Source organism: Haloferax sulfurifontis (genome assembly GCF_014635105.1).
GTDB classification, from domain to species: Archaea; Halobacteriota; Halobacteria; order Halobacteriales; family Haloferacaceae; genus Haloferax; species Haloferax denitrificans.
In genome coordinates this window covers 234,863-257,940 of the sequence record NZ_BMCI01000005.1, presented here as the reverse complement: position 1 = coordinate 257,940, position 23,078 = coordinate 234,863, and the positions used below count along the sequence as shown (strand labels likewise).

22 protein-coding genes are annotated in these 23,078 nt (G+C 68.9%); 5 read left to right on the top strand and 17 right to left on the bottom strand.

Translation table 11 applies throughout. From position 1 onward, the window contains the following. Positions 1–56: 56 nt before the first annotated feature. The 4 genes from IEV64_RS14750 to cobN form a co-directional block, all read right to left on the bottom strand. Positions 57–1,268: an ABC transporter substrate-binding protein gene (locus IEV64_RS14750; protein ID WP_188424245.1), complete on the bottom strand. Its 1,212-nt coding sequence runs from the start codon at positions 1,266–1,268 to the stop codon at positions 57–59. Positions 1,269–1,354: 86 nt separating this feature from the next. Beyond that, positions 1,355–2,179: a cobalt-precorrin-7 (C(5))-methyltransferase gene (locus IEV64_RS14745; protein ID WP_188424244.1), complete on the bottom strand. Its 825-nt coding sequence runs from the start codon at positions 2,177–2,179 to the stop codon at positions 1,355–1,357. Beyond that, positions 2,172–2,852, bottom strand: a complete 681-nt coding sequence (locus tag IEV64_RS14740; protein ID WP_188424243.1) for a precorrin-8X methylmutase — start codon at positions 2,850–2,852, stop codon at positions 2,172–2,174. The genes IEV64_RS14745 and IEV64_RS14740 overlap by 8 nt, the downstream gene beginning before the upstream one ends. Beyond that, positions 2,845–6,711, bottom strand: a complete 3,867-nt coding sequence (gene cobN / locus IEV64_RS14735) for a cobaltochelatase subunit CobN (protein ID WP_188424242.1) — start codon at positions 6,709–6,711, stop codon at positions 2,845–2,847. The genes IEV64_RS14740 and cobN overlap by 8 nt, the downstream gene beginning before the upstream one ends. Before the next feature lie 44 nt (positions 6,712–6,755). On the opposite strand from cobN, the gene IEV64_RS14730 reads away from it, so the two are divergent. Beyond that, positions 6,756–8,945, top strand: coding sequence for a VWA domain-containing protein (locus IEV64_RS14730; protein WP_188424241.1), 2,190 nt, complete (start codon positions 6,756–6,758; stop codon positions 8,943–8,945). Positions 8,946–8,981: 36 nt separating this feature from the next. Here IEV64_RS14730 and IEV64_RS14725 read toward each other — a convergent pair whose 3' ends face one another. Genes IEV64_RS14725 through cbiT form a run of 11 tightly spaced genes read right to left on the bottom strand, consistent with a single transcriptional unit; the run spans position 8,982 to position 17,711 of the window. Then, positions 8,982–10,220, bottom strand: a complete 1,239-nt coding sequence (locus IEV64_RS14725) for an outer membrane protein assembly factor BamB family protein (RefSeq protein WP_188424240.1) — start codon at positions 10,218–10,220, stop codon at positions 8,982–8,984. A gap of 6 nt (positions 10,221–10,226) precedes the next feature. After that, positions 10,227–10,604, bottom strand: coding sequence for a DUF3209 family protein (locus IEV64_RS14720; protein ID WP_188424239.1), 378 nt, complete (start codon positions 10,602–10,604; stop codon positions 10,227–10,229). A 2-nt stretch (positions 10,605–10,606) separates the two neighbouring features. Next, positions 10,607–11,827: a CbiX/SirB N-terminal domain-containing protein gene (locus tag IEV64_RS14715; RefSeq protein ID WP_188424238.1), complete on the bottom strand. Its 1,221-nt coding sequence runs from the start codon at positions 11,825–11,827 to the stop codon at positions 10,607–10,609. Beyond that, positions 11,824–12,495: a cobalamin biosynthesis protein gene (locus tag IEV64_RS14710; RefSeq protein ID WP_188424237.1), complete on the bottom strand. Its 672-nt coding sequence runs from the start codon at positions 12,493–12,495 to the stop codon at positions 11,824–11,826. Before IEV64_RS14710 ends, IEV64_RS14715 begins: the two co-directional genes overlap by 4 nt. Then, on the bottom strand, positions 12,492–12,746 hold the full coding sequence (locus tag IEV64_RS14705) for a ferredoxin (protein ID WP_007274210.1): 255 nt from the start codon (positions 12,744–12,746) through the stop codon (positions 12,492–12,494). The genes IEV64_RS14710 and IEV64_RS14705 overlap by 4 nt, the downstream gene beginning before the upstream one ends. 1 nt (position 12,747) lies before the next feature. Then, positions 12,748–13,749 carry a precorrin-3B C(17)-methyltransferase gene (cobJ, locus tag IEV64_RS14700; protein ID WP_188424236.1) on the bottom strand — a complete coding sequence of 334 codons (1,002 nt, stop codon included), beginning with the start codon at positions 13,747–13,749 and terminating at the stop codon, positions 12,748–12,750. Between the two features lie 3 nt (positions 13,750–13,752). Beyond that, positions 13,753–14,619: a precorrin-3B C(17)-methyltransferase gene (locus tag IEV64_RS14695; protein WP_188424235.1), complete on the bottom strand. Its 867-nt coding sequence runs from the start codon at positions 14,617–14,619 to the stop codon at positions 13,753–13,755. After that, the gene (gene cbiG / locus IEV64_RS14690; RefSeq protein WP_188424234.1) at positions 14,616–15,608 is read right to left on the bottom strand and encodes a cobalt-precorrin 5A hydrolase; all 993 of its coding nucleotides are present in this window, start codon (positions 15,606–15,608) and stop codon (positions 14,616–14,618) included. Before cbiG ends, IEV64_RS14695 begins: the two co-directional genes overlap by 4 nt. Next, on the bottom strand, positions 15,605–16,456 hold the full coding sequence (gene cobM / locus IEV64_RS14685; RefSeq protein ID WP_004972125.1) for a precorrin-4 C(11)-methyltransferase: 852 nt from the start codon (positions 16,454–16,456) through the stop codon (positions 15,605–15,607). The genes cbiG and cobM overlap by 4 nt, the downstream gene beginning before the upstream one ends. Continuing rightward, positions 16,453–17,160, bottom strand: coding sequence for a cobalt-factor II C(20)-methyltransferase (locus IEV64_RS14680; protein WP_188424233.1), 708 nt, complete (start codon positions 17,158–17,160; stop codon positions 16,453–16,455). Before IEV64_RS14680 ends, cobM begins: the two co-directional genes overlap by 4 nt. Further along, complete coding sequence (cbiT, locus tag IEV64_RS14675; RefSeq protein WP_188424232.1) at positions 17,157–17,711, bottom strand: precorrin-6Y C5,15-methyltransferase (decarboxylating) subunit CbiT; 555 nt, start codon at positions 17,709–17,711, stop codon at positions 17,157–17,159. Before cbiT ends, IEV64_RS14680 begins: the two co-directional genes overlap by 4 nt. Positions 17,712–17,881: 170 nt before the next feature. Between cbiT and IEV64_RS14670 the strand changes: the two genes are divergently transcribed. From IEV64_RS14670 to IEV64_RS14655, 4 genes are all read left to right on the top strand, one after another. Further along, entirely contained in the window at positions 17,882–18,067 is a 186-nt protein-coding gene (locus IEV64_RS14670) for a CbtB domain-containing protein (protein WP_004972120.1), read from the top strand. Between the two features lie 2 nt (positions 18,068–18,069). Next, positions 18,070–18,924, top strand: coding sequence for a CbtA family protein (locus IEV64_RS14665; protein WP_188424231.1), 855 nt, complete (start codon positions 18,070–18,072; stop codon positions 18,922–18,924). Next, on the top strand, positions 18,924–19,265 hold the full coding sequence (locus IEV64_RS14660; RefSeq protein WP_007274217.1) for a (2Fe-2S) ferredoxin domain-containing protein: 342 nt from the start codon (positions 18,924–18,926) through the stop codon (positions 19,263–19,265). Before IEV64_RS14665 ends, IEV64_RS14660 begins: the two co-directional genes overlap by 1 nt. A 125-nt stretch (positions 19,266–19,390) precedes the next feature. Further along, on the top strand, positions 19,391–19,885 hold the full coding sequence (locus IEV64_RS14655; RefSeq protein ID WP_008096998.1) for an Lrp/AsnC family transcriptional regulator: 495 nt from the start codon (positions 19,391–19,393) through the stop codon (positions 19,883–19,885). Positions 19,886–19,913: 28 nt separating this feature from the next. Here IEV64_RS14655 and IEV64_RS14650 read toward each other — a convergent pair whose 3' ends face one another. Continuing rightward, positions 19,914–21,230: an APC family permease gene (locus IEV64_RS14650; RefSeq protein WP_268237544.1), complete on the bottom strand. Its 1,317-nt coding sequence runs from the start codon at positions 21,228–21,230 to the stop codon at positions 19,914–19,916. A 346-nt stretch (positions 21,231–21,576) separates the two neighbouring features. Continuing rightward, positions 21,577–22,956, bottom strand: coding sequence for an NAD-dependent succinate-semialdehyde dehydrogenase (locus IEV64_RS14645; protein ID WP_007274220.1), 1,380 nt, complete (start codon positions 22,954–22,956; stop codon positions 21,577–21,579). Positions 22,957–23,078 lie beyond the last annotated feature (122 nt).

Below are 23,078 nucleotides of genomic sequence, written 5' to 3'. Positions count from 1 at the left end.
CGTCGCTCGCCGCCGAGCGAACGCGGGGAAAAGCGGGGCCGCGAGGTCGGACCGGGTTACAGGTTACCGTTGGCGATGTCTGCGACGCGCTGGGCGTCGAACAGGCGCTCGTCGGCGTCGTACAGCGTCCGCGCGAGTCGGTCCGTCACGACGAGGTTCGTGATGGGACCCTGATAGAGCCCGCCGGCGCGGTAGACGTCGCCGTTCTTGACGGCCGTGAGTTCGCTCGCGACCTGGTGGTTCTCCATGAACGAGATGACAGTGTTCTGGAACTCCTCGCGTGTCTTGGCCTCCTGTCCGCGCAGGAGGATTACCTCGGGGTCCACCTCCAGAAGGGTCTCGAAGTCGACCGCGCCGCGGTTGCTGTAGAAGTCCTTCACGTCGGTCGCCGCGAGCGCGTCGTCGACCTCCAGGTCGTTGAGGTGCTTGAAGCTCGTCCCCTCGTCGATGATGTAGGGGTAGAACTCCTCCGGTTCGTCGCCGCCGCCCCAGACGACGGCGGCCGAGGGCCGCTCGCCCTCCGCGGGGAGGACCGACGCGAGGTTCGACTGGAACTCCTCGTGGACCCGCTCGAACGCCTCGAAGCGGTCCTCGCGCTGGAACACCTGCGCGAGCTTTTCGAACGCCTCGTAGAGGCTGTAGTAGCGGTAGTCCTCGTGCCACGCGTAGCCGCGCGAGAAGATGCTGTTGCCGAAGAACGGCCCGACCTGCGTGCTGATTTCCTCGATGTCGGCTTCCGACCACTGGCCGCGGTTCAGGAGGAAGTTCGGGTCGGCGACGTGCACGTCAGCGTTCAGCTCGTAGAACTGCTCTTTGCCGACGCCGCTGTCGCCCCACAGCTGGCGGATGGACGACTTGTCGACGCTCACGTCCGGAATCTCGTCGTAGTACTGCGTGTGGTACCGGCCGGGGAGCCAGACGCCCATCGGCGCGTCGAGGCCGAGCGCGACGCCCATGTCCGCCCAACTGCCGTTGTTCGCGACCCACGTCTCCGGGACCGAGTCGAACGTGACCTCGCCGACCGGCTCTATCGACACCGAGTAGGACTCCGACGCCTCGGTCGTCGACTCGGTCTCGTTCGCGGTCTCGGTCTCCGCCGCCGCCTCTGTCGTCGCGGCCGCGGTCGTCTCATCCTCAGACTCTGTCGTCGTTTCCGACCCGCCGCCACCGGTACAGCCGGCGAGCAGACCACCCGCAACGACCGCCCCGCCGTACTGCAGATACTCGCGCCGCGTCGATTCTCGACCGCCGCGTCCGTCGTTTGCCATGTCTTTTAGGCTTACCTAAATGGTTAAAACGTCTTCGGAATTTAGGCGAGCCTAATCACCCTGCGGGGACGGGAAAAGGGGGCGGCTCAGTCCGTCGCGTCGACGGGCGCTCTGACGGCGAGGACCGAGAGATCCGAGTACGGCGTCGAGTCGGGACCGCTCCCGCCGGCCGACTCGCGGAGGTCGCCGAGCGTGGTTCGAGTGATTCGCTCGTCGTCGTGGGTCAGCCGTTCGAGCACGAGCGCGTCCAGCGATTCGTCCGCGCCCGAATCGACGAGGAACTCCGCGATGTCGCCCGGCATCCAGTCGAACGGCCGCGGCAGGACGAGCAGGTGGCGCTCGCCGACCGCCTCGGCCAGTCGGTCGAAATCGGCGTCGAGCGACCCGCTCTTGTGGAGCGTGACGAACCGCGTGTCCTCCATCGGCGTCCGGGCGCGACTCGCGGCTATCTGGAGCGACGAGATGCCCGGAATCACCCGCACCGGTCGCTCGACGGCCCGCTGGACTTTCCCGAGGAACTGGTAGCCCGAGTGGTTCGGGTCGCCCATGAGGACCGCCGTCCCGCGCTCGCCGGCCGCGACGCGCCTCCCGAACTCGGACAGCGCCTCTGCTTCGTCGGCGTAGCCGCAGGTGAGCAGGTCGGCGTCGGTCTCGTCGGCCACGAAGTCGACGACCGTCTCGAAGCCGACGACCACGTCTGCCTCCCGAATCGCTCGCCGCCCGCGAGGCGTCAGATACTCCGGGTTGCCGGGGCCGATTCCGACCGCGTAGACCGGCGCGTCGGCGACCGCGGAGCCCTCGGCGTCCTCGCCGCTCCCGTCGATTCCGTCGATGCTCGGTTCGGGCGCGGCCGCGGCGAACGCCGCCGGGTCCGGCCCCGAATCGAGGTCGTACGGGTCGTCCTCACGCATGGTCCTCGAGGTCGACGTCGCCGTTGCGAACGTCGCTCGCGACGTGAATCAGTTCGTTCGTGAGCGCGGCCGCGAGACCGCTCCCGCCGCGTTTCCCGACGTTCGTCACCGCCGGAACGTCGTACTCGTCGGCGATTTCGCGGACACGCTTCCGGCTCTCTTCGGCCTTGACGAAGCCGACGGGCGTCGCCACGACGGCCGCCGGTCGGGTCCCGTTTTCGATGCAGTCGCACAGCGCCAACGCGGCGGTCGGCGCGTTGCCGACGACCGCGATTGCGCCGTCGTAGACGCCTTCCTTGTCGAGTTCGAGCACCGCGGCCGCGGTCCGGGTCATGCCCGTCTCGGCGGCGAGGTCCGCCCCGTTGCCGATTGCCTTCCGCACCGGGCAATCGTGGCCGCGGCCGGTGACGCCGGCTTTCGCCATCGTGATGTCGGTCACGATGGGTCGCTCGTCGAGGACGGCTCTCGCGCCCGCGACGACCGGTTCGTTCTGGCACCGGATGAGGTGCTGGAACTCGATGTCGCCGGTCGAGTGGACCGCCTTCTGCCGCAGTCGGTCGGTCAGCGTCTCGTCGGGGACGAACGTCCGGACGATGTCCATGCTCGTCTCCGCGATGTCCATCGCTTCCTGCGTCGTCGCGCCGAGGTCGGCGTAGGCGTCTCGTTCAGTCATCGGATTGGGTCTGCGTCATGGCGTTCGTCGTGCTCGCTTCGAGGTCGCCCTCCACGGAGAGGTTGATGTCCTGCAACCGCTCTCGCACGTCGTCGTCGGCGTCCCACAGGTCGCGGTCGATGGCTTCGAGGAACGTCGCGGTGATGCTTTCGAGCGCCCACGGGTTCACCTCGCGCATCCACTCCTGTCGGTCCTCGTCGAAGGCGTAGGCGTCGGCGAGACTCTCCCAGAGCGTGTCGCTGACGACGCCCGTGGTCGCGTCCCAGCCGAGCGCGACGTCGACCGTGGTCGAGAGGTCGCCCGCGCCCTTGTAGCCGTGGTCCTCCATGCTGTCGAGCCAGTCGGGGTTGAGGACGCGCGCCCGCATCGCCTTGCGGACTTTCTCCTCGTTCGTGTAGACGCTGACGTTGTCGGGGTCGCTGGAGTCGCCGACGTACGAGGCCGGGTCGCTCCCCGAAATCTCGCCGACGGCGGAGACGAACCCACCGTGGAAGGCGTACCAGTCCGAGGAGTCGAACTCGTCCTGCTCGGCGGTGTCCTCGATTTTCACCGTGGCCTCGACGCCGCTCAGGCGGCGCTCGAAGGCGTCGTGGGCCTCGGTCACCTTGCCGCGACTCCCGAGGGCGTAGCCGCCCCACTGGACGAACACGTCCGCGAGGTCGCTCCGGTCGTCCCACTCGCCCTCGTCGACGGCCTTGTTCGTCCCCGCGCCGTAACCGCCGGGCGTCGTCGTGAACACGCGGTGTTTGGCCAGTGTCTCGGCCTCGTCGGCGTCGACGCCCTCCGATTCGAACTCGGCGGCGTCCTCCTCGACGTGCTTTTTCACGTAGTTCAGCTCGTGGGGTTCGTCGAGTTCGACCACCGCGTCGACGGCGTCGTTGACGACGCTCGCGGCCTGCGGGAACGCGTCGCGGAACAGCCCCGAGACGCGGGTGGTCACGTCGATTCGCGGGCGGTCGAGTTCGTCCAGCGGAATCGGCTCCACGTCGTCGACGCGGCCCGCGTCGGTCCACACCGGTTCGACGCCCATGAACGCGAGGACCTGCGCGATGGTCTCGCCCCGGGTCCGGACCGTCGGCGTCCCCCACGCGACGACCCCGAACTCCTCGGGGTACTCGCCGTGGTCGTCGTAGTGGCGGTCCAGAACGCCCTCGGCGACGCGCTCGCCGACGCTCCACGCCGGCTTGGCCGGGACTTTCCGCGGGTCGAGCGTGTAGAAGTTCCGCCCGGTCGGAAGCAGGTCCACCCCGCCGCGGGTCGGCGCGCCGGAGCCGCCGGGGCGGACGTACTCGCCGTCGAGGGCGTCCGCAGTCTGCGGAATCTCGTCTTCGGCGGCCGCGATTCGCGGGGCCGCCTCGTCGCAGACGAACGCCAGCACCTCGCGGAGGTCGTCGTGCGCGCCGCGTTTCGCCCGCGCGTCGCCGAGTTGGTCGATATCGACGACGAGCAGGTTCATGTTCACCTCGTCGTCGGGGTCGGCGTCGACTTCCGACTCGGGCACGTCGAAGTCGCGTTCGGCGAGGGCCGACACCAGTTCGACGCACTGGTCGTAGACGCGGTCTGCGGCCTCCGAGAGGTACATACCGAGGTCGTCGTCGTACGTCCCCGGCTCGTCTCGCATCCGGTCGTAGTCGACGCCCATGACGCCCGCGACGCTCTCGCGGAGGCTCGGCGTGTCCGCGTTCGGGAGGCGGGTGAGCGCGACGAGATATTCCACGAGTCGGTCGCTTTCGGGCGGTTCGCCCATCGTGTGGAGGCCCATCCGAATCTGCGTCGTCTTCACGTCGGTCAGGTACTCGTGGACGCGCTCGACTAGTTCGTCGAAGTCGACGGCGTCGGCATCGACGCCGGAACCGGAATCCGCGCCGCCGATTGCGTCACCGACCGCGTCGGCGTCGTCGAACCCGAGTTCGACCGCGAGGTCGAGGTCGTCGACCGCGTCGAGGAGGAGTTCGCGGAGTTGGTCGCCGCGCTCCGGTCGGGCTTCATCCATGCCGGCCTCGCGGTACTCGCGGGCGAGTTCTTCGAGGTCCGCGAGGTCGTCGTAGGTTCCCGCCGTGCGCATGACCGGCGTGAGGTAGTCCACGATGGCCGCGTACGACCGGCGCTTGGCCTGCGTCCCCTCGCCGGGGTTGTTGATGATGTACGGGTAGACGTTCGGGAGGTCGCCTACCAACTGGTCCGGTGCGCTCTCGCCGTTCAGGCCGACGGTCTTGCCGGGGAGCCATTCGAGGCTCCCGTGGGTGCCGAGGTGGACCACGGCGTCGGCCTCGAACGCCTCGCGGAGCCACGCGTAGAACGCCACGTAGTCGTGCGGGGGCTGGAGGTCCGAGTCGTGGTACACTTTCGAGGGGTCCATCCCGAAGCCGCGCGGGGGCTGGACGGTCACGAGGACGTTCCCGAACTCGACGCCCGGAATGGCGAATGGTCGCTCCGGCGGGTCGCCCCACTCCTCGACGACGTTCTCGCGGAAGCGGTCGTCGGCGTCTTCGAACCAGTCGGCGTACTGGTCGGGCGACACCACGTCGACGCTCAGGTCCCGCACGTCCTCGGGCGCGACCCAGCGGTCGTCGAGAGTCAACTGCGAGGTGAGGTCGTCGATGAGCGCCTGCCCGTCCGCGGGGAGGTCGCCGACGGCGTAGCCCCGACTCCGGAGTTCGGAGAGGAGGTTGACCGTGCTCGCGGGGCTGTCCATCCCGAAGGCCGTCCCGATGCCGTCGTCGCTCGGCGGGTAGTTGTGGAGTACGACCGCGACGCGCTTCTCGTCGTTCGGCAGGTGGCGGAGCCGCGCCCAGTTGACCGCGAGTCGGGCGACGTGGTCCACGCGGTCCTCGATGGGGAAGTGCTGTTTCGGCGCGCTCCCGACGCCGGCCTCGTCTTCCATCCGCTCTTTCCCGCTTATCGGGTGGGTGATGACGTTGCCGTCGAACTCGGGGAGCGCGACCGACAGCGCGAGTTCGAAGCCCATCACGCCCGTGTCGCTCGACTCGTACCGGCTTCGGGAGCGCATGGTCGTGACGGCCTGTAAGACGGGAACGCCGAGTTCGGCGAGGAACACGTCCTCGGCGTCAGCGCCCTCGTCGTCGGCGTCGCGGCCGCGCTCGCTCATCGACAGCGAGAACATGAAGGAGCTGACGACGGCGTCCACGACGGGGCCGTCGTCGTCCGAAAACCAGTTCCGGGCGACCCACTCGGCGTTCTCCTGTCCCTCCTCGTCGGTCGCGGGGTTGCAGAACGCCGGCAGGACGTTCGCGCCGAGCGATTCGAGCCGCTCCACGAGCGCGTCCACGTACCGGGTGTTCGCGTGCGTCCAGTGGGACTCGTAGAACCAGACGCCGATGGTCGGCTTGTCGGGGTCGTGAGTGTCGAGCAGTTCGTCGTACTCGACGCCGGGATAGTCGGGGTGGTAGACGCCCTCGGTCGGGAGTTCGACCGGGTCGTCGACTTCGGTCTCGATGCCGGCGTACTCGGCGGCGAGGAACCGACAGAGGTTCTCGACGTTCACCGCGCCGCCGCGGTCGAGGTAGTCGCAGACGCGCCCGCGGTCCGCGTCGGCGACGGTCGTGTCCCGCCGCGCGAAGGCGTCGCCGGTGGCCTTGACGACGAGCGGCACGCCCGCGGCTTCGAGCCGTTCGACCGCGTGGTCGTAGCCGGGCATGCTGTCTTCGGCCCCGTGGAGCCAGAAGACGGCCGCCGTCGCCGACTCCAACTCGTCGACGAAGGCGTCCGCGTCGGTCACGTCGTCCAAATCGCTCGCGGAGCGGACGACGAGGTCGATTCCGTCGAGTCGGCGCGCGGCCCGCTGGACCGCGCCCAACTCGTTTTCGGTCGCTGTGTACAGTCCGATTGTCGGTGTCATTGATAAAGTGTTATTGTCTTACTGCAACTACAATTTCGTATTCGATGACGACTCAGACGCTTCCGTTCTCCGCTATCGTCGGGCAAGACGAACTGAAACGGGCGCTGTTGGCCGTCGGAGCCAACGGCGACCTCGACGGCCTCCTCGTCCGCGGCGAGAAGGGCACCGCGAAGTCGACCGCGGTCCGCGCGCTCGCCGGCCTCCTGCCCGAACAGAAGGTCGTCGCGGACTGTCCGTACGGCTGTCCGCCGGACCCGGACGACCCGGCCCGCCAGTGCGACTCGTGTCGCGCCCGCGACGACCCCGCGGTCGAGCGCCGGTCGGTCCCGCTCGTGACGCTCCCGCTCGGTGCGACCCGCGACCGGGTCGCGGGCACGCTCTCCGTCGCCGACGCCCTCGACGGCGAGGCGTCGTTCGACCCCGGGCTCTTGGCCCGCGCGAACCGCGGCATCCTCTACGTGGACGAGGTGAACCTCCTCGACGACCACCTCGTCGACCTGCTTTTGGACGCGGCCGCGAGCGGCGTCAACCGCGTCGAGCGCGACGGCGTGAGCGTCGAACACCCCGCCGAGTTCACCCTCGTCGGGACGATGAACCCCGAGGAGGGCGACCTCCGGCCCCAGCTCCGGGACCGCTTCGCACTCCAAGCGACCGTCGTCGGGAGCCGCGACATCAACGACCGCGTGGAGATTATCGACCGGGCGCTGGGGGACGGCGACGACACCGAAGCGGCCGGCGACGACCGCCGCGAGGCGACCGCGGCGCTCGAAGCCGCGCTCCGCGAGGCGACGGACCGCCTCGACTCGGTCGCGCTCCCGGCCGAGTTCAAGCGCGACATCGCCGAACTCTGCGTCGACGCCGGCGTCGAGGGCCACCGCGCCGACATCGCCATCGCCCGGGCGGCCCGCACCCTCGCGGCGCTCGACGGCCGGACGAAAGTCCTCGAAAGCGACGTGCGCGAGGCGGCCGCGCTCGCGCTCCCGCACCGACTGCAGAGCCGTCCGTTCGACGACGACCCGGACGTCGACGACGTGCTCGACGACCACTTCGACGGGGAAGACGACCGGGACGACGGTGACGGCGAGGAGGATGGTAGCGGTGACGGGAGCGAAGGTGCCGGTGGCGACGGCGATAGTGACGGGGGAGACGACGGCGATGGTGGCGATAGAGACGACGACGGTGGAGGCGACGGCCGCAACGACGACGGTGGCGAGGAAGCCGGTTCCGACGCCGCGGGAGATTCTTCTGATTCCGATGCCGGGGACGACGCTGACGGGGACGATGCCGGCGGCGACGACCGAGGTGGGGCGGTCGGCGGAGCCGACGAGAGCGGACCCGAAGACGGCGATTCGGAAGACGGAAGTCCCGGAGACGGCGATACCGACGACTCCGGAGATGACGGCCTCGAAGACGACGACCCCGACGAGGCGACGCCGCTTCTCCCCGGGCAGAGCCGGGCCGCCGTCGGCGACTCCGAGCGCCCGCCGGTCGAAGAGGCGACCCTCGACGCGGAGACGCCCGGTGACGGGAGCCGCGCCGCAGTTCGGGAGTCGCGGCAGGGCCGAGGCTCGCGGGTGCGGACCGAACCGGCGACCGAGACCGACGCCATCGACGTGCCGGCGTCGGTCCGGGCCGCCGCCTCGGCCGGTCGGTCCCGCGTCACCCGGTCGGACCTCAGAACCGCGGTTTCCCGAGGGTCGGCCGCGACGCTCGTCGTGTTCGTCGTGGACGCGAGCGCGTCGATGCGCGCCGCGATGCGGCGGGCGAAAGCCACCGTGCTGTCGCTCCTCGAAGACGCCTACGAGAAGCGCGACGAGGTCGCGTTCGTCGCCGTCGCCGGCGACGACGCCGAGGTGTTGCTCCCGCCGACCGACAGCGTGACGCTGGCGGCGCGGCACCTGAAGGAACTCCCGACGGGCGACAGGACGCCGCTTCCGTCCGGGCTGGACGCCGCGCGCCGGGTCATCGACCGCTCGGACGCCGACGCCGCGCTCGTCGTCGTCGTCACCGACGGCCGGGCCAACGTCGCGGACGGCAGTCCCACCGGACAGACCCGGTCGGCGGCGCGGCACCTCGCCGCCGCCGACGCCTCGGTCGTCGTCGTCGACGCCGGCGACGACGGTATCGGCGTGACCGACATCCTCGTCTCCGAGACGGGCGCGCGGCGCATTCCCCTGTCCGACCTGTCGGCCGAGCGGGTCGCCGAGGCCGCGCGCTCGGCGGACGGTCAGTAGCCGGGACTCGGTCGTCTCTTTTGGCATGGTGTGCTCCTATCGAACCGGTCGCGTGCGGAGTCGGTACGCCCCGCGAGTGATGCCCTCGTCGTGGTACTCGACCGGCTCTTCGACCACCGCAAGGACGCCCCCGTCCGCGGCGACGGCGGTCGGAATACCGGGGAGTCCCTCCGTTTCGACGTGCCCCGCGTCGGGGGCGAAAACGTGGACGCCGTGGCGCTCGGCCTCTCGCTCCCGGAAGTGCTGGGCGGACGGCACGAACGCCCGCGAGCCGGTGGCGACGGCCGCCCGTGCGAACCCGCCGGTGTCGCGGGTCCACAGGCGCTCGCCCTCGTCGACCGAGACGCCGACTGCGGTGTGTTCGTCGGGGTGTCGCGCGTCCGGGTCGCGGGTCGACTCGGCGAACGTGTTCCCCGTGACGAAGACGGCGGTTCCGTCGGCGACGCAGACGTGGGTCGGGTATGCGTAGACGGTCTCGTCGCCGACGCGGCGCTCGGTCGCGAGGTCGAGTCGCCACCGCGTCTCCCCGTCGAAATCGATGAGGTAGCCGCGTTTGTCGCCGTGGCTGGCGACGGCGACGGCGTCGCCCGCGAAGGCCACGTCGCCGACGCGTCGGTCCCCGTCGGTGTCGGGGTCCCACGACGCGACCCGCGCCCCGGAGTGTGCGTCGAGGAGAACGAGACCGTCCTGTTCGGGGTTCGGACAGCGGTTGTACGCGACGGCGACGCGGTCCCCGTCGGCGTCGACCGCGATGGGCGACGCGTGGACGCGTCTGCGCCACGCGAGCCGACCGCCGCGGTCGAATCCGAGGACGGCGCTCCGCCAGCGTCGCTCCTCGCCGTCCCGCTCGTAGCGCCGGGCGGCGACGACGACCCTGTCGCCCGTCACCGCGAGGTCGACGACGTAGGGGCGGAAGAAAAGCGAGTCTCTCGTCGCCGTGCCCACGTCGTCGGCCGTCGCGTACGTCCAGCGGGCGACGCCCGTTTCGGCGTCGAGGACGCGAACCAGCCCGTCGCCGCCGCGCTCGCCGACGACGAGGGCGTCGTCTGTCGCGGTCATCGACACGACGGGGTTTTCGCCGCGCGTCTCCCAGCGCTCGCCGCTGTCGGGTGTGGAGTCGGTAGCAGTCTCCAGCGCGATGACGCGTCCGTCCGCGGTCCCGACGAAGACGGCGTCGGCGGTCGCTTCGACCGCGGAGCGCGCCCAGTTGTGGCGACTGCTCGCGGGCTCGACTTCCCCGAGGTCGCGGCGGGCCGTGAGTGGGGACGGTGCCATCGCGGCTCAGTCCTCGACGGGGAAGGCGTCGTGGAGCGTGTGGTGGGCCTCCCCGAGGTCGTCGAGGAACGCATCGGCTCCCTCGCGGATGCGGCGAAGCGACCGCTCGGCGTCGCGGACGGCGACGAGCCGTCCCCGAAGGTAGCCCGATTGCGGGTCGTCGTCGTCGATTCGCGTCGCCTCCTCTTCGAGGTCGACGAGCGCGGCGTCGAGATGCCGCTGGGCCTCGTCGAGGGTGGTCGCGTTCGCGAGCGCCTGAATCGGGCCGGGGTCGTCGAGGTAGTCTTCGAGTTCGGCTTCGGCGTGTCGCTTCGCGTGTTCGTCGGTCGTTCCGGTGATGTTCAACAGCGCGAGTCGGAGCGCTTCGAGTTCTGCGCAGGCCATGGTTAGAGTGATTGGTGGACGAGGTTCGAGACGATGCGGTCCCGTTCGAGGTGGGACGAGACGATGCGGTCGGTGTCGTCGGGCGTCACGCCGCCGTACCAGACGCTGTCGGGGTAGACGGCGACGATCGGGCCGTCACCGCACTGGCCGAGACACGAGCTTCGAGAGACGTGCACGTCGCAGTCATCGGCGTCGCGCACGCCCTGTCTGAGCTCTTCGAGGACGGTCGCCGCGCCGCTGGCGGCGCAGGTCTGGTTCGTGCAGACCGCGACGTGTTTCTCGGGGGCGTCGTGGACGTGCGGGTCGTCGTCCACGTCGGTTCGGTCGGCGTGTTCGGCCTGATGGACGAGCGAGCGGAGCATCGCGCGCGCGCCGCCCTCGTCGTCCTCGTAGCCGGCGAGTTCGACCTTGTACTTGCAGGTGTCGCAGGACATCTCGACGCTTCCCGTGCGGGCCTCTCGGTAGCGGTCGCCGAGCGTCTCGACCACCCGGTCGTCCGCGCCGAGCGGTCCCGACGCGCCGGCGTCGACGTAGGGGTACTCCTCGTCGAACGTCTCGGCCGTGTCCACGATTCGCCCCGTCAGCACGCCGTCGCCGAGCATGTACGGGAGGACGACGACCGCGTCCGGGCGGTCCTTGGCGACGGTGTGAAGCGTCTCCTCCAACCGGGGCGTGGTGACGCCGATGAACGCCGATTCGACGCGGGTGAACCCACGGCCCTCGTACAGCAGGCGCGCCAGTTTGTGCACGTCGCCGTTCGAGTCGGGGTCGCTCGACCCGCGGGCGCAGAGCACGACCGCCACGTCGTCGTCCGCGCGGTCGACGCCGAGGTCGGACTCGACCGCCCGCGCCCGCTCGTCCAGCAGGTCCACGAGCGAGGGGTGGATGCCGAGGTGCGACCCGAACCGGAACTCGGTGTCGTCGTGGGTCGCGCGGGCCCGCTGGACCGCCAGCGGCACGTCGTTTTTCACGTGGCTCGCGGCGAAAAGCGAGAGGGGGACGACGGTCATCGTCCGGCAGGTCGGTGCCAGCGACTCGATTGCGTCGTCTATCGACGGCTCGGCGAGTTCGATGTACGCCGCGTCGACCGGAACCGACAGCCGCGACTCCAACTTCGCCGCGAGCGTCCGCACCTGCTCGTTGGACGCCTCGCGGCGCGAGCCGTGGCCGACGAGGAGCACCGCGTCGTCGTCGAGCGCCGGGTCGGGCCGTTCGAGGCTCATGCGTTCTCGGCCTCTTCGAGACTGCGGACGAGTTTTCGCCGCCGCGTCGGCGCGAACAGGCTCGTCCCGTCGCTTCCCTCGTAGACCCACTCGCCGAAGCCGGCGGCCGCGTCGTCGTCGATACCGAACCAGTGGCCGCCCGACGAGGTCTCCTGAATCGGGCCGGTCGGCGCGTCAGCGGGGCAGGCGTCGAGCAGTCGGTCCACGGTTTCGAGGAGCGCCCGGTCGTCGTGGACGAACGAGATGCCGACCGTCCCCGCCGAGGACTTGAAACAGACCGTCCCGCAGGATTCGAGGAGCCCCCGAAGGAGCTGTTTTCGCCGGTCTTCGAACGCGTCGAAGCGGTAGCCGCCGGCGTCCTCGCCGACGGGGAGGCCGAACGCGGCGCTCGCGCTTCTGACCACGTCGCCTTCGACCATGACGTGGTACTCGTCTTTGACGCGGGTGACGGCGGTGTTGTGCGCGTATTCTCGTTCCGTCTCCCGGCGGTCGATTTCGCCGCCGCCGGCGATGGCCGCGAGGCGGTTCGCGCAGGTCTCGTCGTTCGTCAGCGCCGTGAACTGCCCCGGCTCGACGCGGCCGCCGCCGGCGACGTGGCCCCACAGGTAGGCCGTCTCGGGCGCGCTCTTCAGGAGGTCGTCCGCGGGGTCGACGCCGACGTCGCTCACGCGTCCACCTCCCGGACCGAAATCGCGCCGGGCGGACAGGCTCGGGCCGCGAGCGTCGCGTCGTCGTCCGCCTCCGCGTCGCCTTCGAGGAGGGCGATGACGCGCTCGTCGGTGCGCTCGACGCTCACGACGCCGGCCGCGTCGGGGTCGATTGTGGCGAGGCCGTCGTCGTCCTCGACGAACCGCCCGTCGCGGGCGAGACAGGCGAAGATGCCGTCGCAGGCGTCTCGGTCGATTGCGATTTCGAACATCTCAGTACTCGTATTTCTGCTCGTAGCCCCGCGGCGTCACCATCCGGTCGTCCCAGACGTACGTCTCCTCGTTGCCGACCAGTAGCGTCGTCGTCATGTCCACGAGGTCGGTCTCGCCGAGGTCGGGGAGTTCGCGGAGTTCGACGATTTCGACTTCCTCGTCGTCGCGGCCCGCGCCGTGGACGATGCCGACCGGCGTGTCGGGCGCGCGGTGTTCGAGGAGAATCTCGCAACACTTCTCGTAGTTCGACCGGCGCTTGCGGCTCCACGGGTTGTAGATGGCGATGGTGAACCCCTCCTTGGCGGCCGCGTGGAGGCGCGACTCGATGGTCGGCATCGAGGTCAGGTGGTCCGAGAGGCTGATGGTCACGGTGTCGTTGACGAGCGGCGCGCCCAGCCGGGCCGCGCAGGACTGCGCCGCCGGGACGCCCGCGACCACGTCGAAGTCGACCACGCTCGCGGTCGCGCCCTTCGATTCGAGGATTTCGAGCGCGAGGCCGGCCAGCGCGTACACGTTGGGGTCGCCGCTTCCGACGATTGCCACGTCGTTGCCGGCGAGCGTTCGGTCGACCGCCTCTTCGGTCCGGGAGACCTCGCCGCACATCGGCGTCGAGTAGATGTCTTCTGCGCCCTCGACGACGTCGTCGGGGAGGAGTTCGATGTAGGTCGTGTAGCCGACGATGTGGTCGGCCTCGCGGAGGGTGTCTTTCGCCAGTGTGGTCATCTCGCTCGCGCGACCGGGTCCGAGGCCGACGGCGACGAGTTGGCCCGGTTCGCCGTCGAAGTCCTCGATGGTGGCTTCGACCTTCTCCGCGGTCTGTTCCCTCTTCGACCCGCCCGACCCGCCGCCGCACTTCGAGGATGACTCGCCGTCGGCCTTCGAGGACGACGCGCCGCACTTCGAGGGCGTGTCCTCGGCCTTCGTGTCCGCTTTTGTCGTCGTCTCGGTCTCGGTCTTCGCTCCGCCGCAGTTCGATTCGGATTCCGTGTCTGATTTGCTCATGCGTTAGAAGTCGTCGACGTCGCGCCCGCCGCGGGGCGTGACGAGGTACGTTTCGTAGTCGTTGCTCCAGGGTTCGGTCTCGTGAGTGCCGATGAGAATCGAGGTTCCCATCCCGCCCACGTCGTCGTCGTGGGCTTTCGCGTCGCCGAGGGTCGTCACCGAGAACGTCTCGTCGTCCAGATTCCGGCCGGCCTCGCCCCGGCCGGCGTCGTTGAAGATACCGACCGGCACGTCGTCGGCGCGCTCCTCGCGGACCACGTCGATGGCGCGTTCGTAGTTCCGCCAGCAGTTGTACAGGACGATGACGAAGCCGCTGATGGCGGCCGCGCGCAGTTTCTCCTCGATTTCGTCCCAGCCGCGCCACTTGTCGGACAGCGAGACCGTACAGAAGTCGTTCGACAGCGGCGCGCCCATCATGGCCGCGCCGCCGAGCGCCGCGGTGACGCCGGGGACGATTTCGATCGGCACGTCGGTCGCATCGTCTCCTTTCGCCATCGTGAACACGAGGTCGGACTTCCCGTAGACGTTCGGGTCGCCGCCGGAGACGTGGACCACGTCCTCGCCGTTTCGGACGCGCTCGAACGCCTCGCGGGTCAGTTCGACCTGCTTTCCCATCGACGAGCGGACGACCTCCGGTCCGTCGTCGCTTTCTTCGGGCGGGAGCGTTCCGTCGTCGCGGAGGAACTCCTGATAGAGGTTCGACGCGACCACGCAGTCCGACGTCGAGACGAGTTCCTTCGCCCGCTTCGTCATGTGGTCCGGGAGACCGGGGCCGATGCCGACGACGTAGAGCGTCCCGTAGTCGTCGGGCACCTCGTCGCGGTCGCCGGAGCCGACCGCCGGTTCGGTCGGCTCGTCGCCGTCACTCATCGTCCCACCGCCACGGTCACGGCGTCGTCGTAGCGCCGCTTTTCGACGACCAGTTCGTGGTCGCGGCCGCCGGCAATGGCGCTCGCCTCGGCGATACCGGGCCAGCCGATGAGTTCCTTCGACCGCGAGGGCGTCGGTCCCTCGAACTCGGAAAGCGTCTCCTTTTCGAAGTAGACGACGCCCGCGCCGATTTCCTCGGCGGCGTCGAGCATGCCGGGTTCGTCCGCCTTTCGCGTGCCGGTGGCGACGAACTCCACGTCGTCCCAGTCGCGGTCGGCGTCGTCGAGCGCCCGTTCCCACGCCGTCAGGAACTGCGCTTTCTTCGCGCCGGAGACGCTCCCGGTCCCGAGGACGACGCCGTCATCGCCGTTTCGCTTCAGGACCGTCACGTCGTCGCCGACGAGCACCGCCTTCGGACCGTCGAGGCGAGCGACGGGACCGAGTTCGTCGTTGAGGACGGCGAGGTTCGTCGCCACGGTCGAATCGCCGTTGACGACGTGGGAGTCGAGCGCCTTCGCCTTGCTCTCGACGCCCTGCTTGCCCGCGGCCTCCGAGGCGGTCGTCATCGCCGGGACGGCCCCGAGTTTCGAGAGGTCGTGGGCGACCTGATTCGCGCCGTGGTGGCCGCCGGTGAGCGGAATTGCCCACGTCAGTTCCTCGTCGACGACGACGACCGCCGGGTCCTCCCACTTGTCGTCGAGGAGGCCGGCGGTCTTCCGCATGGCGATGCCGCTGGCCATGAGGCCGACGAAGCAGTCGTACTCGCCCCAGTGGTCGGCGAACACGTCGCCGTGGTAGGTGAGAACGTCTATCCGGTCGTAGTCGTCCGCGAGGTCCCGCTTGATTTCCTCCGCCGTGTCGAGCTTTCGCTCGAAGCTGACGATGGCGATTTCGTCCGCGACCTCGCCGTCGCTGTCGGGGGTGCTACAGTGGCCGCTTCCGGAATCAGAGTCGGCGTCGGAGTTGGAGTTGGAGTCTGCGTCGCTCATTGCGCATCACGCTCCTGCGCTTCGGAATCGGAATCGGAATCCGGTTCGTCGTTCGGCGCGTCGCCGCCGCGGGCCCAGTCGCCGTAGAGGAACGACCGCTCGTAGTCCGAGCCGGTCACCGCCTCGCCGATGATGACGAGCGCGGAGGCGCGGTAGCCCGCGTCTTCGACCCGCTGGCCGATGGTCTCGATGGTTCCCTCGATAACGTCTTCGTCAGGCCACGAGGCGTGGTAGACGACCGCGACGGGCGTGTCGGGGTCGTGACCCTCGTCCAGCAGTCGGTCCATCGTCTCGGCGACGGCGTGGGTCCCGAGGTAGATGCAGACCGTGGTGTCGCCGAAGCCCACGAAGTCGCCGATGTGGTCCTCCTCGGGCGAGAGCGTCCGCCCCTGCGGTCGAGTGAAGACGACGTGGTTCGAGACCTCGTTCAGCGTCAACTGGGTTCGGAGCGTCGCGCTCGCGGCGAACGCCGAGGTGACGCCGGGGACGAGATACGTCGGAACGCCCGCCTCGGCCAGCGCGTCCATCTGCTCCAAGGCGGCCCCGTAAATCGCCGGGTCGCCGCTGTGGAGTCGGACGACGGTTCGGCCCGACTCGTAGGCGTCGGCCATCAGCGGAATCAGCTCTTCGAGGTCCTTGCCGACGCTGTTGACTCGCTCGGCGTCGGCGCAGAACTCGTCTAAGAGCTCGCTGTTGACGAGCGACCCCGCGTGAACCACGAGGTCGGCGTCCTCGACGAGCTTTCTTCCGGCGACGGTGAGCAGGTCCGGGTCGCCCGGCCCCGCGCCGACGAAGGGGATTCCCTCCTCGTCGGTGAAGCCGGTGTCCGCGTCGCCGTCGGCGCTCACGCCGACCCCCCCGATTCGACGCCGTCGAACGCGGCGGTCGCCACGTCGCGCTCGACGCCCTCGCGCTCCGCGTAGGCCAGCGTGTAGTAGTCGCGCTCCGCGAGTTCGTCGGGGTCGTCGGTGACGACCGTCTCGCCCTGCTCCATGAACAGGCGGCGGCCGAACCGAACGTCGTAGCCCGCCTCGGTCAGTTTCTCGTGGGTCGCCGGCGCGTCGGTGACCTTGAACAGAATCATCCGGTCGGGGCCGGTCGGCGCGGAGCCGTTGGCGGCCTCGCGGAGCGCGAGCCCGGTTCCGGATTCGATTTCGACGCCGAGCGCGGTCGTGAAGGCCGTCATCGCGCTCACGCCGGGGACGACTTCGAGGTCGACCTCGGGGTGGAACGCGTCGAGGGTGCGGCGGAGGTGTCCGAACGTCGAGTAGACGTTGGGGTCGCCGAGGGTCACGAACGCCACGTCCTCCGTGTCGGCGCGGGCGGCCACCTCGGCGGCGGCTTCCTTCCACGCGCGGCGGAGTTCGTCGGGGTCGCGCGTCATCGGGAAGTCGAGGTCGCCGATGCGCTCTTCGGGGACGTGGTTCAGCGCGACCGTCCGCGAGAGTCGGCCGGGCGAGTAGACCACCGCCGCCGATTCGAGCAGGCGTTTCCCCTTGACGGTCACGAGGTCGGCGTCGCCGGGGCCGAGGCCGATGCCGTAGACGGTCATAGCCCCTCCGCGCCCCGCCGACCGACGACGACGTAGACCGGGTTGTTCGACCGGAAACTCGTCGCGCCGGCGAGTTCGTAGCCGTGGCTCACCTGCAACTGGACGACCTCCGAGAGCAGGTTGCGCTCGCGGAACGCCTCGATGGCGTCGCCGGCGGGTTCGACCCGCGAGACGTTCATCACGACTCGGTCCACGCCGGTCTCAACGGCGTGGTCGAGGACGGCCTCGAAGTTCCGGCTCCCGCCGACGAACATCGCGTCGGCGTCGGCCGGAAGCCCCTCGGGGGCCTCCGCCTCGCGGAGCGTCACGTCGGCGTCGTAGTCGTTCGCCCCGAGGTTCTTCCGCGTCACGTCCAGCCGCTTCGGTTTCCGTTCGACGGCGGTCACGCGCTCGACCCGCCGGGCCGCCTCGATGGTGACCGAGCCGGTACAGGAGCCGACGTCGACGAAGTGGTCCGTCGACCGCAAGCCGAGTTTGCCGAGCGTGACCGCTCTCACCTCCGGTTTCGTGGGTCCCGCCTTGGCGTCGTGCGGGAGCGTTACCTGTGACATTCGACCTGACAATCCCGGCGCTGTTTGAAAACAATTGTGCTTGGAGTATAGCAAATCAACTTTCATAAAATAGCCCCATCGAGTTATTAAATCGAAATTGTCGAAACACAATCTCGCTTGTTCTCGAAAGTTTTACAATCTTGCTTGGTTTTCCTCAATCTGAGTTTACCATGGCTACGGCGAACACCGTCAACGGTCGAATCGAACGCGCCCGAACCGAACTGGCTCCCACGCAGATGGCCGCGGGAGCCCTCTTCATCGCCGCGCTGGGCTTTACGCTCCTGTTCGTGCAGGACCCGCTCGTCCACGACTCGCTCCATAACTTCCGCCACGCGGCCGGCATCGCCTGCCACTGACGATGTTCGCCGAGTACCTGACGCGGGGAGTGAAGGCGGGGCTGGTCGCCGGACTGGTGTTCGGCCTGTTCATGGCCGTCGTCGCCAACCCCCTCGTCGCCTACGCGGACGAACTGAACCACGCCGCCGTCGAGGAGAGCGGTCACGGCCACGAGGCGGAGAGCGCCCACAGCCACGATTCGGAGGGGGCTCACAGCCACGAGACCGACGGCGCTCACAGCCACGACTCCGGTGACTCGCACGCCGGCGAAGGCGGCGGCCATCACGACACCGCGGTGTCGATGGCGGTCACGAAGGCCGTGAGCGTCGCGGCCGGCGGGCTGTGGGGCGTCGTGCTCGGCGGCGCGTTCTTCGGGGTCGCGTTCTTCTTCCTCGAACCCGCGATTCCCGGTCCCGACGCCGCGAAGAGCTACCTGATGGGGCTCGCGGGATTCGTCACCGTATCAGGCGCGCCGTGGCTGGTCCTCCCGCCGGCCGCGCCGGGCGCGGAGCAGTCGCTTTCGGTGGCGACGCGGCTCCCGCTCTACGCCGGGATGATGCTCGCCGGGGCGCTCGCCTGTCTCTCGGCCGGCTACGCCTACGCCCGCCTGCGCGAGTCGAGCGGCCTCGTCGCGGCCGTCGTCGGTGCGGCCGTTCCGTTCGGTCTGCTCGCGGCCGTCGCCGTCGTCGCCCCCGAAAACGCGGTTCACGGGGCACTGTCGCCGACGCTCGAAACCGGGCTCACCGGCCTGTTCGCGTTCGGACAGGTCCTCCTGTGGCTGGTTCTCGCGGCGGCGCACGCGCGGCTCCGGTCGTCGAGTGAGTCCGAGTCGGCGACCCCGATTGCGGGCCGGGACTCGGCTCCCGCGGCCGACTGATGCGCGACCGAACCGACGAGGTCCGCGAGCACGGCTTTACCGACCACGTGTTGGTCTGTACGAACAGCCGAGAGTCCGACTACGCCGACTGCGCCGAGGCCGACGGCCCGGCGGTGTACGACGCGGTGACCTCGTGGTTGCGCGACCGTGGCGTCTTCTGGTCGCGGGTCCACGTCGCCGAAACGAGCTGTCTCGGACTCTGTAGCGCCGAGGGGGCCGCGGTCGCCATCCACCCGCGGAACCGGTGGTACTCGGACGTTCGTCCGGACGACGTACCGGCGCTGTTGGCCGACGAGTTCGGTCCCGACGCGTCGAACCTCGGCGTTCGACCCGACCGCTGACCGCCTCGGCGACGACCTCCGGCGTCTGCGCCGCGCCCTTCTCACCGCCGTCTTGCCGCTATCTCCGTGACGAAGCGGGGATTGGACGCAGAACAATAATATCGTTGCACTTCTGACTACGGTTCATGGACGAGAAGGACCTTCGAATCCTCAAGGCCATCGGGACGCTCGAATCGGGGAGCCCCGACCGGATAACCGAGGAGACGGGCATCCCGAAGTCGACCGTTCACTACCGCCTCGAACGGCTCCAAGAACAGGGCATCATCAAGAACGACATCTTCGACATCGACTTCGAGAAGGCCGGGCTGAACCTCACGCTCATCACCGAGGTCTGGGCCGAGTACGGCTCGGAGTACCACAAGGAGGTCGGCGACAAACTCGGCGAGGTGCCCGGCGTCAACCAGGTGTACTTCACGCTCGGCGACACCGACTTCGTCCTGATTTCGCACCTCGCCTCGCGAGCGATGGTCGAGGACCTCATCTCGGAGTTCGAGGAGATAGACGAGATTTCGCGGACGAGTTCGACGTTCGTCATCACGACCATCAAAGACGAGCCGAACCCGCTGAACGACTACGAACTCGAAGAACTGAAAGACGCGCTGCTTCCCGACGTGTCGTAACGCGGTTCTCGTCGGGTCCGCGAACGGATTAGTCTTCGAGTCGCTGGGCGCTCAGGTGCGCCTTGGCCTCCGTCCGGGTCGGAAGCCCGCCGGCGACGGCGAGCAGGACGACGCCGAGCAGACACCAGCCGCCGACCATCGCCCACTCGTAGGGCCACGCCAGCGCCGAGGGCGAGCCGGGGAGGTAGAGGCCGACGAAGAACACCGTCAACAGCAGGCCGAGCGCGCCGACCGCGTAGCCCGCCGGGAGCTTGAACGGCCGGTCGAAGTCGGGGTCGCGGTACCGGAGCACGAGGAACGAGACGACGACGAGGAGCCACGCCGTCACCATGCCGAGGCCGCCGGCGTTGACGACCCACACGAGCATCTGCTCGCCGAACAGGGGGGCGAGCGCCGCCAGCCCGCCGACGAGCACGATTGCGGTCGACGGCGTGTCGTGGTCGTCGTGAATCGTCGCGAGCGTCTCGGGGAGCATGTTCGAGTCGGCCATCGCGTAGATGGCGCGACTGGCTCCGAGGACGAAGCCGTTCCAGCTCGTGAGGATGCCCGCGAGGCCGGCCAGCGCCATGATGCGGCCGATGGTCACGCTGTCGAACGCGATTTCCATCGCCGTCGCCGCGGGGAGCGAGCTCTCGACGAGCGTCGCGCCCGTGGCGACCTGTCCGGCCGCCCAGATGACGGCGATGTAGAACGCGGCGGCGCAGGCGACCGAGAGCCCGATGAGTCCGCCGAGGACCTTCGGCGACACGTCGGCCTCGCCCGCGGCCTGCGGAATCACGTCGAAGCCCACGAACATGAACGGCGTCATGATGGCGACCGTGAACACGCCGCCGATGCCGGCTCCCGCGAGCGGCGGCGACGACGGCGAGGTGCCGTTGAACAGCGCGCCGAGGAGGAGCGTCAGGCCGGACAGCGTGATGACGAGCGCGAGAATCGCCTGGAACTGCGCGGCCGGGCGGACCCCCCGGTAATTGAGGTACGTGATGACCACGGAGCCGATGACGCCCGTCGCCACCCACGTGCCGTAGACCGGCTGGCCGGCGACCGTCCAGAGTTCGAACACGTTGAAGCCGGGGACGATGTACGCGAGGGCGCTCGGGAGCGCAACCGCCTCGAACGCGACGACGCTGATGTAGCCGAAGATTATCGCCCACGTGCAGACGAACGAGCCGGCCGGCCCCAACGCCCGCATGCTGTAGACGTGTTCGCCGCCGACGAAGGGCATCGCCGAGGCGAGTTCGCCGTAGATGAGCGAGACGACGGACACCATGAACCCGCCGAGGATGAACGCCGAAATCGCGCCGGTGACCCCGCTCTGGTCGATGAAGTACCCCGTCTGTACGATCCAACCTCATCCGATCATCGCGCCGAGCGCGAGCACGAACACGTCGCGCTTCGAGAGGACGCGTGAGAGTTCTCCTGTCATGGTTATGATTGACATCACCACATTCTAACTTACCCACTATATATCTTACTGTGTTCAATTTTTAGAGGAAATAAGGAACACAGTTCAATAGAGACTCATGGTCTGGGACGACAAACTGGCCGACGATTCACCGGAAAATCGCCAAACGGCCGGCGGTTCGAACGGTAGTCAACTCGCAGAACCGAAAAAAAGCGTCCGCGTTCGATTCGCCTTCCGGGCGTCGCCGCGGGTGCCGTCGCGGCCGTCGCGCCGGGTTCCGGTTCGGTTACTCGTCGGCGGGCGCGTCCTCGACCCAGACCGTCTTCGTGTTGACGAACTCCCGAATCCCGTGTCGGGAGAGTTCCGTCCCGTAGCCCGAGTCTTTCGTCCCGCTGAAGGGGACTCGCGGGTCCGACGCGACGATGTGGTTGACGGCGACGTTACCCGCGGTGAGCTTCGTCGTGAGCGCCTCGCCGCGTTCCGAGTCGGCGGTCCAGACGCTCGCGCCGAGGCCGTAGGGCGTGTCGTTCGCCACGCGAATCGCCTCCGTCTCGTCTTCGACTTCGATGACAGTAGCGACGGGACCGAACAGTTCCTCGGTCCTCGCGGGCGCGTCGTCGGGCACGTCGGTCAGCACCGTCGGCGGGTAGTAGTGGCCGGGTCGGTCGAGCGGTTCGCCGCCGAGTCGGAGCGTCGCGCCGGCCTCGACGGACGCCGTGACCTGCTCGTGGAGCGTCTCCATGAGGTCCGCCCGCGCCTGTGGCCCCACGTCAGTTCCGGGGTCCGTCGGGTCGCCGACGGTCAGCGCGCGCATCTCCTCGGTGAAGCGTTCGACGAACTCGTCGTAGACTCCCTCGTGGACGAGAAAGCGCTTCGCGGCGATGCAGGACTGGCCGTTGTTCTGCGTTCGCGCCCGCGCGGCCTGCTTCGCGGTCGCTTCGAGCGGCGCGTCGTCGAGGACGATGAACGGGTCGCTCCCGCCGAGTTCGAGCACCGTCGGCTTGAGTTCGCGGCCGCTCGTCTCCGCGACGGCCCGTCCAGCGCGGGTACTCCCCGTCAGACTCACGCCCCGAACTCGGTCGTCTTCGATGACGCCGGCGACGCGCTCGGCGGGAATCTGCAGCGAGGTGAACACGTCGTCGGGATAGCCCGCCCGCTCGAAGACGGAGGCGATGGCGTCGGCACAGCCGAAGACGTTCGGCGCGTGCTTGAGCACGGCGACGTTGCCGGCGGTGATGTGCGGGGCCGCGAACCGGAACACCTGCCAGAACGGGAAGTTCCACGGCATCACCGCGAGCACCGGGCCGATGGGCTCGTAGGAGACGTAGGTTTTCGACCCCGGCACGGTGCCGATGTGCTCGTCCTGCAGGAACTCGGCGGCGTGTTCGGCGTAGTAGTCGCAGACCCACGCGCACTTTTCGACCTCGGAGACCGCCTGCTCTATGGGCTTGCCCATCTCTTCTGTCATCAGGCTCGCGTACTCCTCGCTGTGCTCGCGCAGCACGTCGGCCGCGGACGCGAGCAACTTCTCGCGCCGCGAAATCGGGGTCTCGCGCCACGATTCGAACCGGTCCCACGCGGCGTCCAAGCGCGCGTCGACCGTCGCCTCGTCGTGTTCCTCGTGCGTCTCGATGACTTCCTCGGTTGCGGGGTTGATGGATTTCATGGTCGGCTCTCGGGAGCGCGGCGGTCGCTCGCGACTCCCGCTTGCCCCGACTGTCGTCCCAGATGTTGATAAATGTTCCAGTAGGGTGAGATTATTTGGATTGTGTTCAACGCGCCATCGGT

What these genes read in the sequence shown, in the direction of transcription:
- IEV64_RS14750 (WP_188424245.1), bottom strand. Translation starts at nt 1,268, where the DNA reads ATGGCAAACGACGGACGCGGCGGTCGAGAATCGACGCGGCGCGAGTAT.
- IEV64_RS14745 (WP_188424244.1), bottom strand. Translation starts at nt 2,179, where the DNA reads ATGCGTGAGGACGACCCGTACGACCTCGATTCGGGGCCGGACCCGGCG.
- IEV64_RS14740 (WP_188424243.1), bottom strand. Translation starts at nt 2,852, where the DNA reads ATGACTGAACGAGACGCCTACGCCGACCTCGGCGCGACGACGCAGGAA.
- cobN (WP_188424242.1), bottom strand. Translation starts at nt 6,711, where the DNA reads ATGACACCGACAATCGGACTGTACACAGCGACCGAAAACGAGTTGGGC.
- IEV64_RS14730 (WP_188424241.1), top strand. Translation starts at nt 6,756, where the DNA reads ATGACGACTCAGACGCTTCCGTTCTCCGCTATCGTCGGGCAAGACGAA.
- IEV64_RS14725 (WP_188424240.1), bottom strand. Translation starts at nt 10,220, where the DNA reads ATGGCACCGTCCCCACTCACGGCCCGCCGCGACCTCGGGGAAGTCGAG.
- IEV64_RS14720 (WP_188424239.1), bottom strand. Translation starts at nt 10,604, where the DNA reads ATGGCCTGCGCAGAACTCGAAGCGCTCCGACTCGCGCTGTTGAACATC.
- IEV64_RS14715 (WP_188424238.1), bottom strand. Translation starts at nt 11,827, where the DNA reads ATGAGCCTCGAACGGCCCGACCCGGCGCTCGACGACGACGCGGTGCTC.
- IEV64_RS14705 (WP_007274210.1), bottom strand. Translation starts at nt 12,746, where the DNA reads ATGTTCGAAATCGCAATCGACCGAGACGCCTGCGACGGCATCTTCGCC.
- cobJ (WP_188424236.1), bottom strand. Translation starts at nt 13,749, where the DNA reads ATGAGCAAATCAGACACGGAATCCGAATCGAACTGCGGCGGAGCGAAG.
- IEV64_RS14695 (WP_188424235.1), bottom strand. Translation starts at nt 14,619, where the DNA reads ATGAGTGACGGCGACGAGCCGACCGAACCGGCGGTCGGCTCCGGCGAC.
- cbiG (WP_188424234.1), bottom strand. Translation starts at nt 15,608, where the DNA reads ATGAGCGACGCAGACTCCAACTCCAACTCCGACGCCGACTCTGATTCC.
- IEV64_RS14680 (WP_188424233.1), bottom strand. Translation starts at nt 17,160, where the DNA reads ATGACCGTCTACGGCATCGGCCTCGGCCCCGGCGACGCCGACCTCGTG.
- cbiT (WP_188424232.1), bottom strand. Translation starts at nt 17,711, where the DNA reads ATGTCACAGGTAACGCTCCCGCACGACGCCAAGGCGGGACCCACGAAA.
- IEV64_RS14670 (WP_004972120.1), top strand. Translation starts at nt 17,882, where the DNA reads ATGGCTACGGCGAACACCGTCAACGGTCGAATCGAACGCGCCCGAACC.
- IEV64_RS14665 (WP_188424231.1), top strand. Translation starts at nt 18,070, where the DNA reads ATGTTCGCCGAGTACCTGACGCGGGGAGTGAAGGCGGGGCTGGTCGCC.
- IEV64_RS14660 (WP_007274217.1), top strand. Translation starts at nt 18,924, where the DNA reads ATGCGCGACCGAACCGACGAGGTCCGCGAGCACGGCTTTACCGACCAC.
- IEV64_RS14655 (WP_008096998.1), top strand. Translation starts at nt 19,391, where the DNA reads ATGGACGAGAAGGACCTTCGAATCCTCAAGGCCATCGGGACGCTCGAA.
- IEV64_RS14645 (WP_007274220.1), bottom strand. Translation starts at nt 22,956, where the DNA reads ATGAAATCCATCAACCCCGCAACCGAGGAAGTCATCGAGACGCACGAG.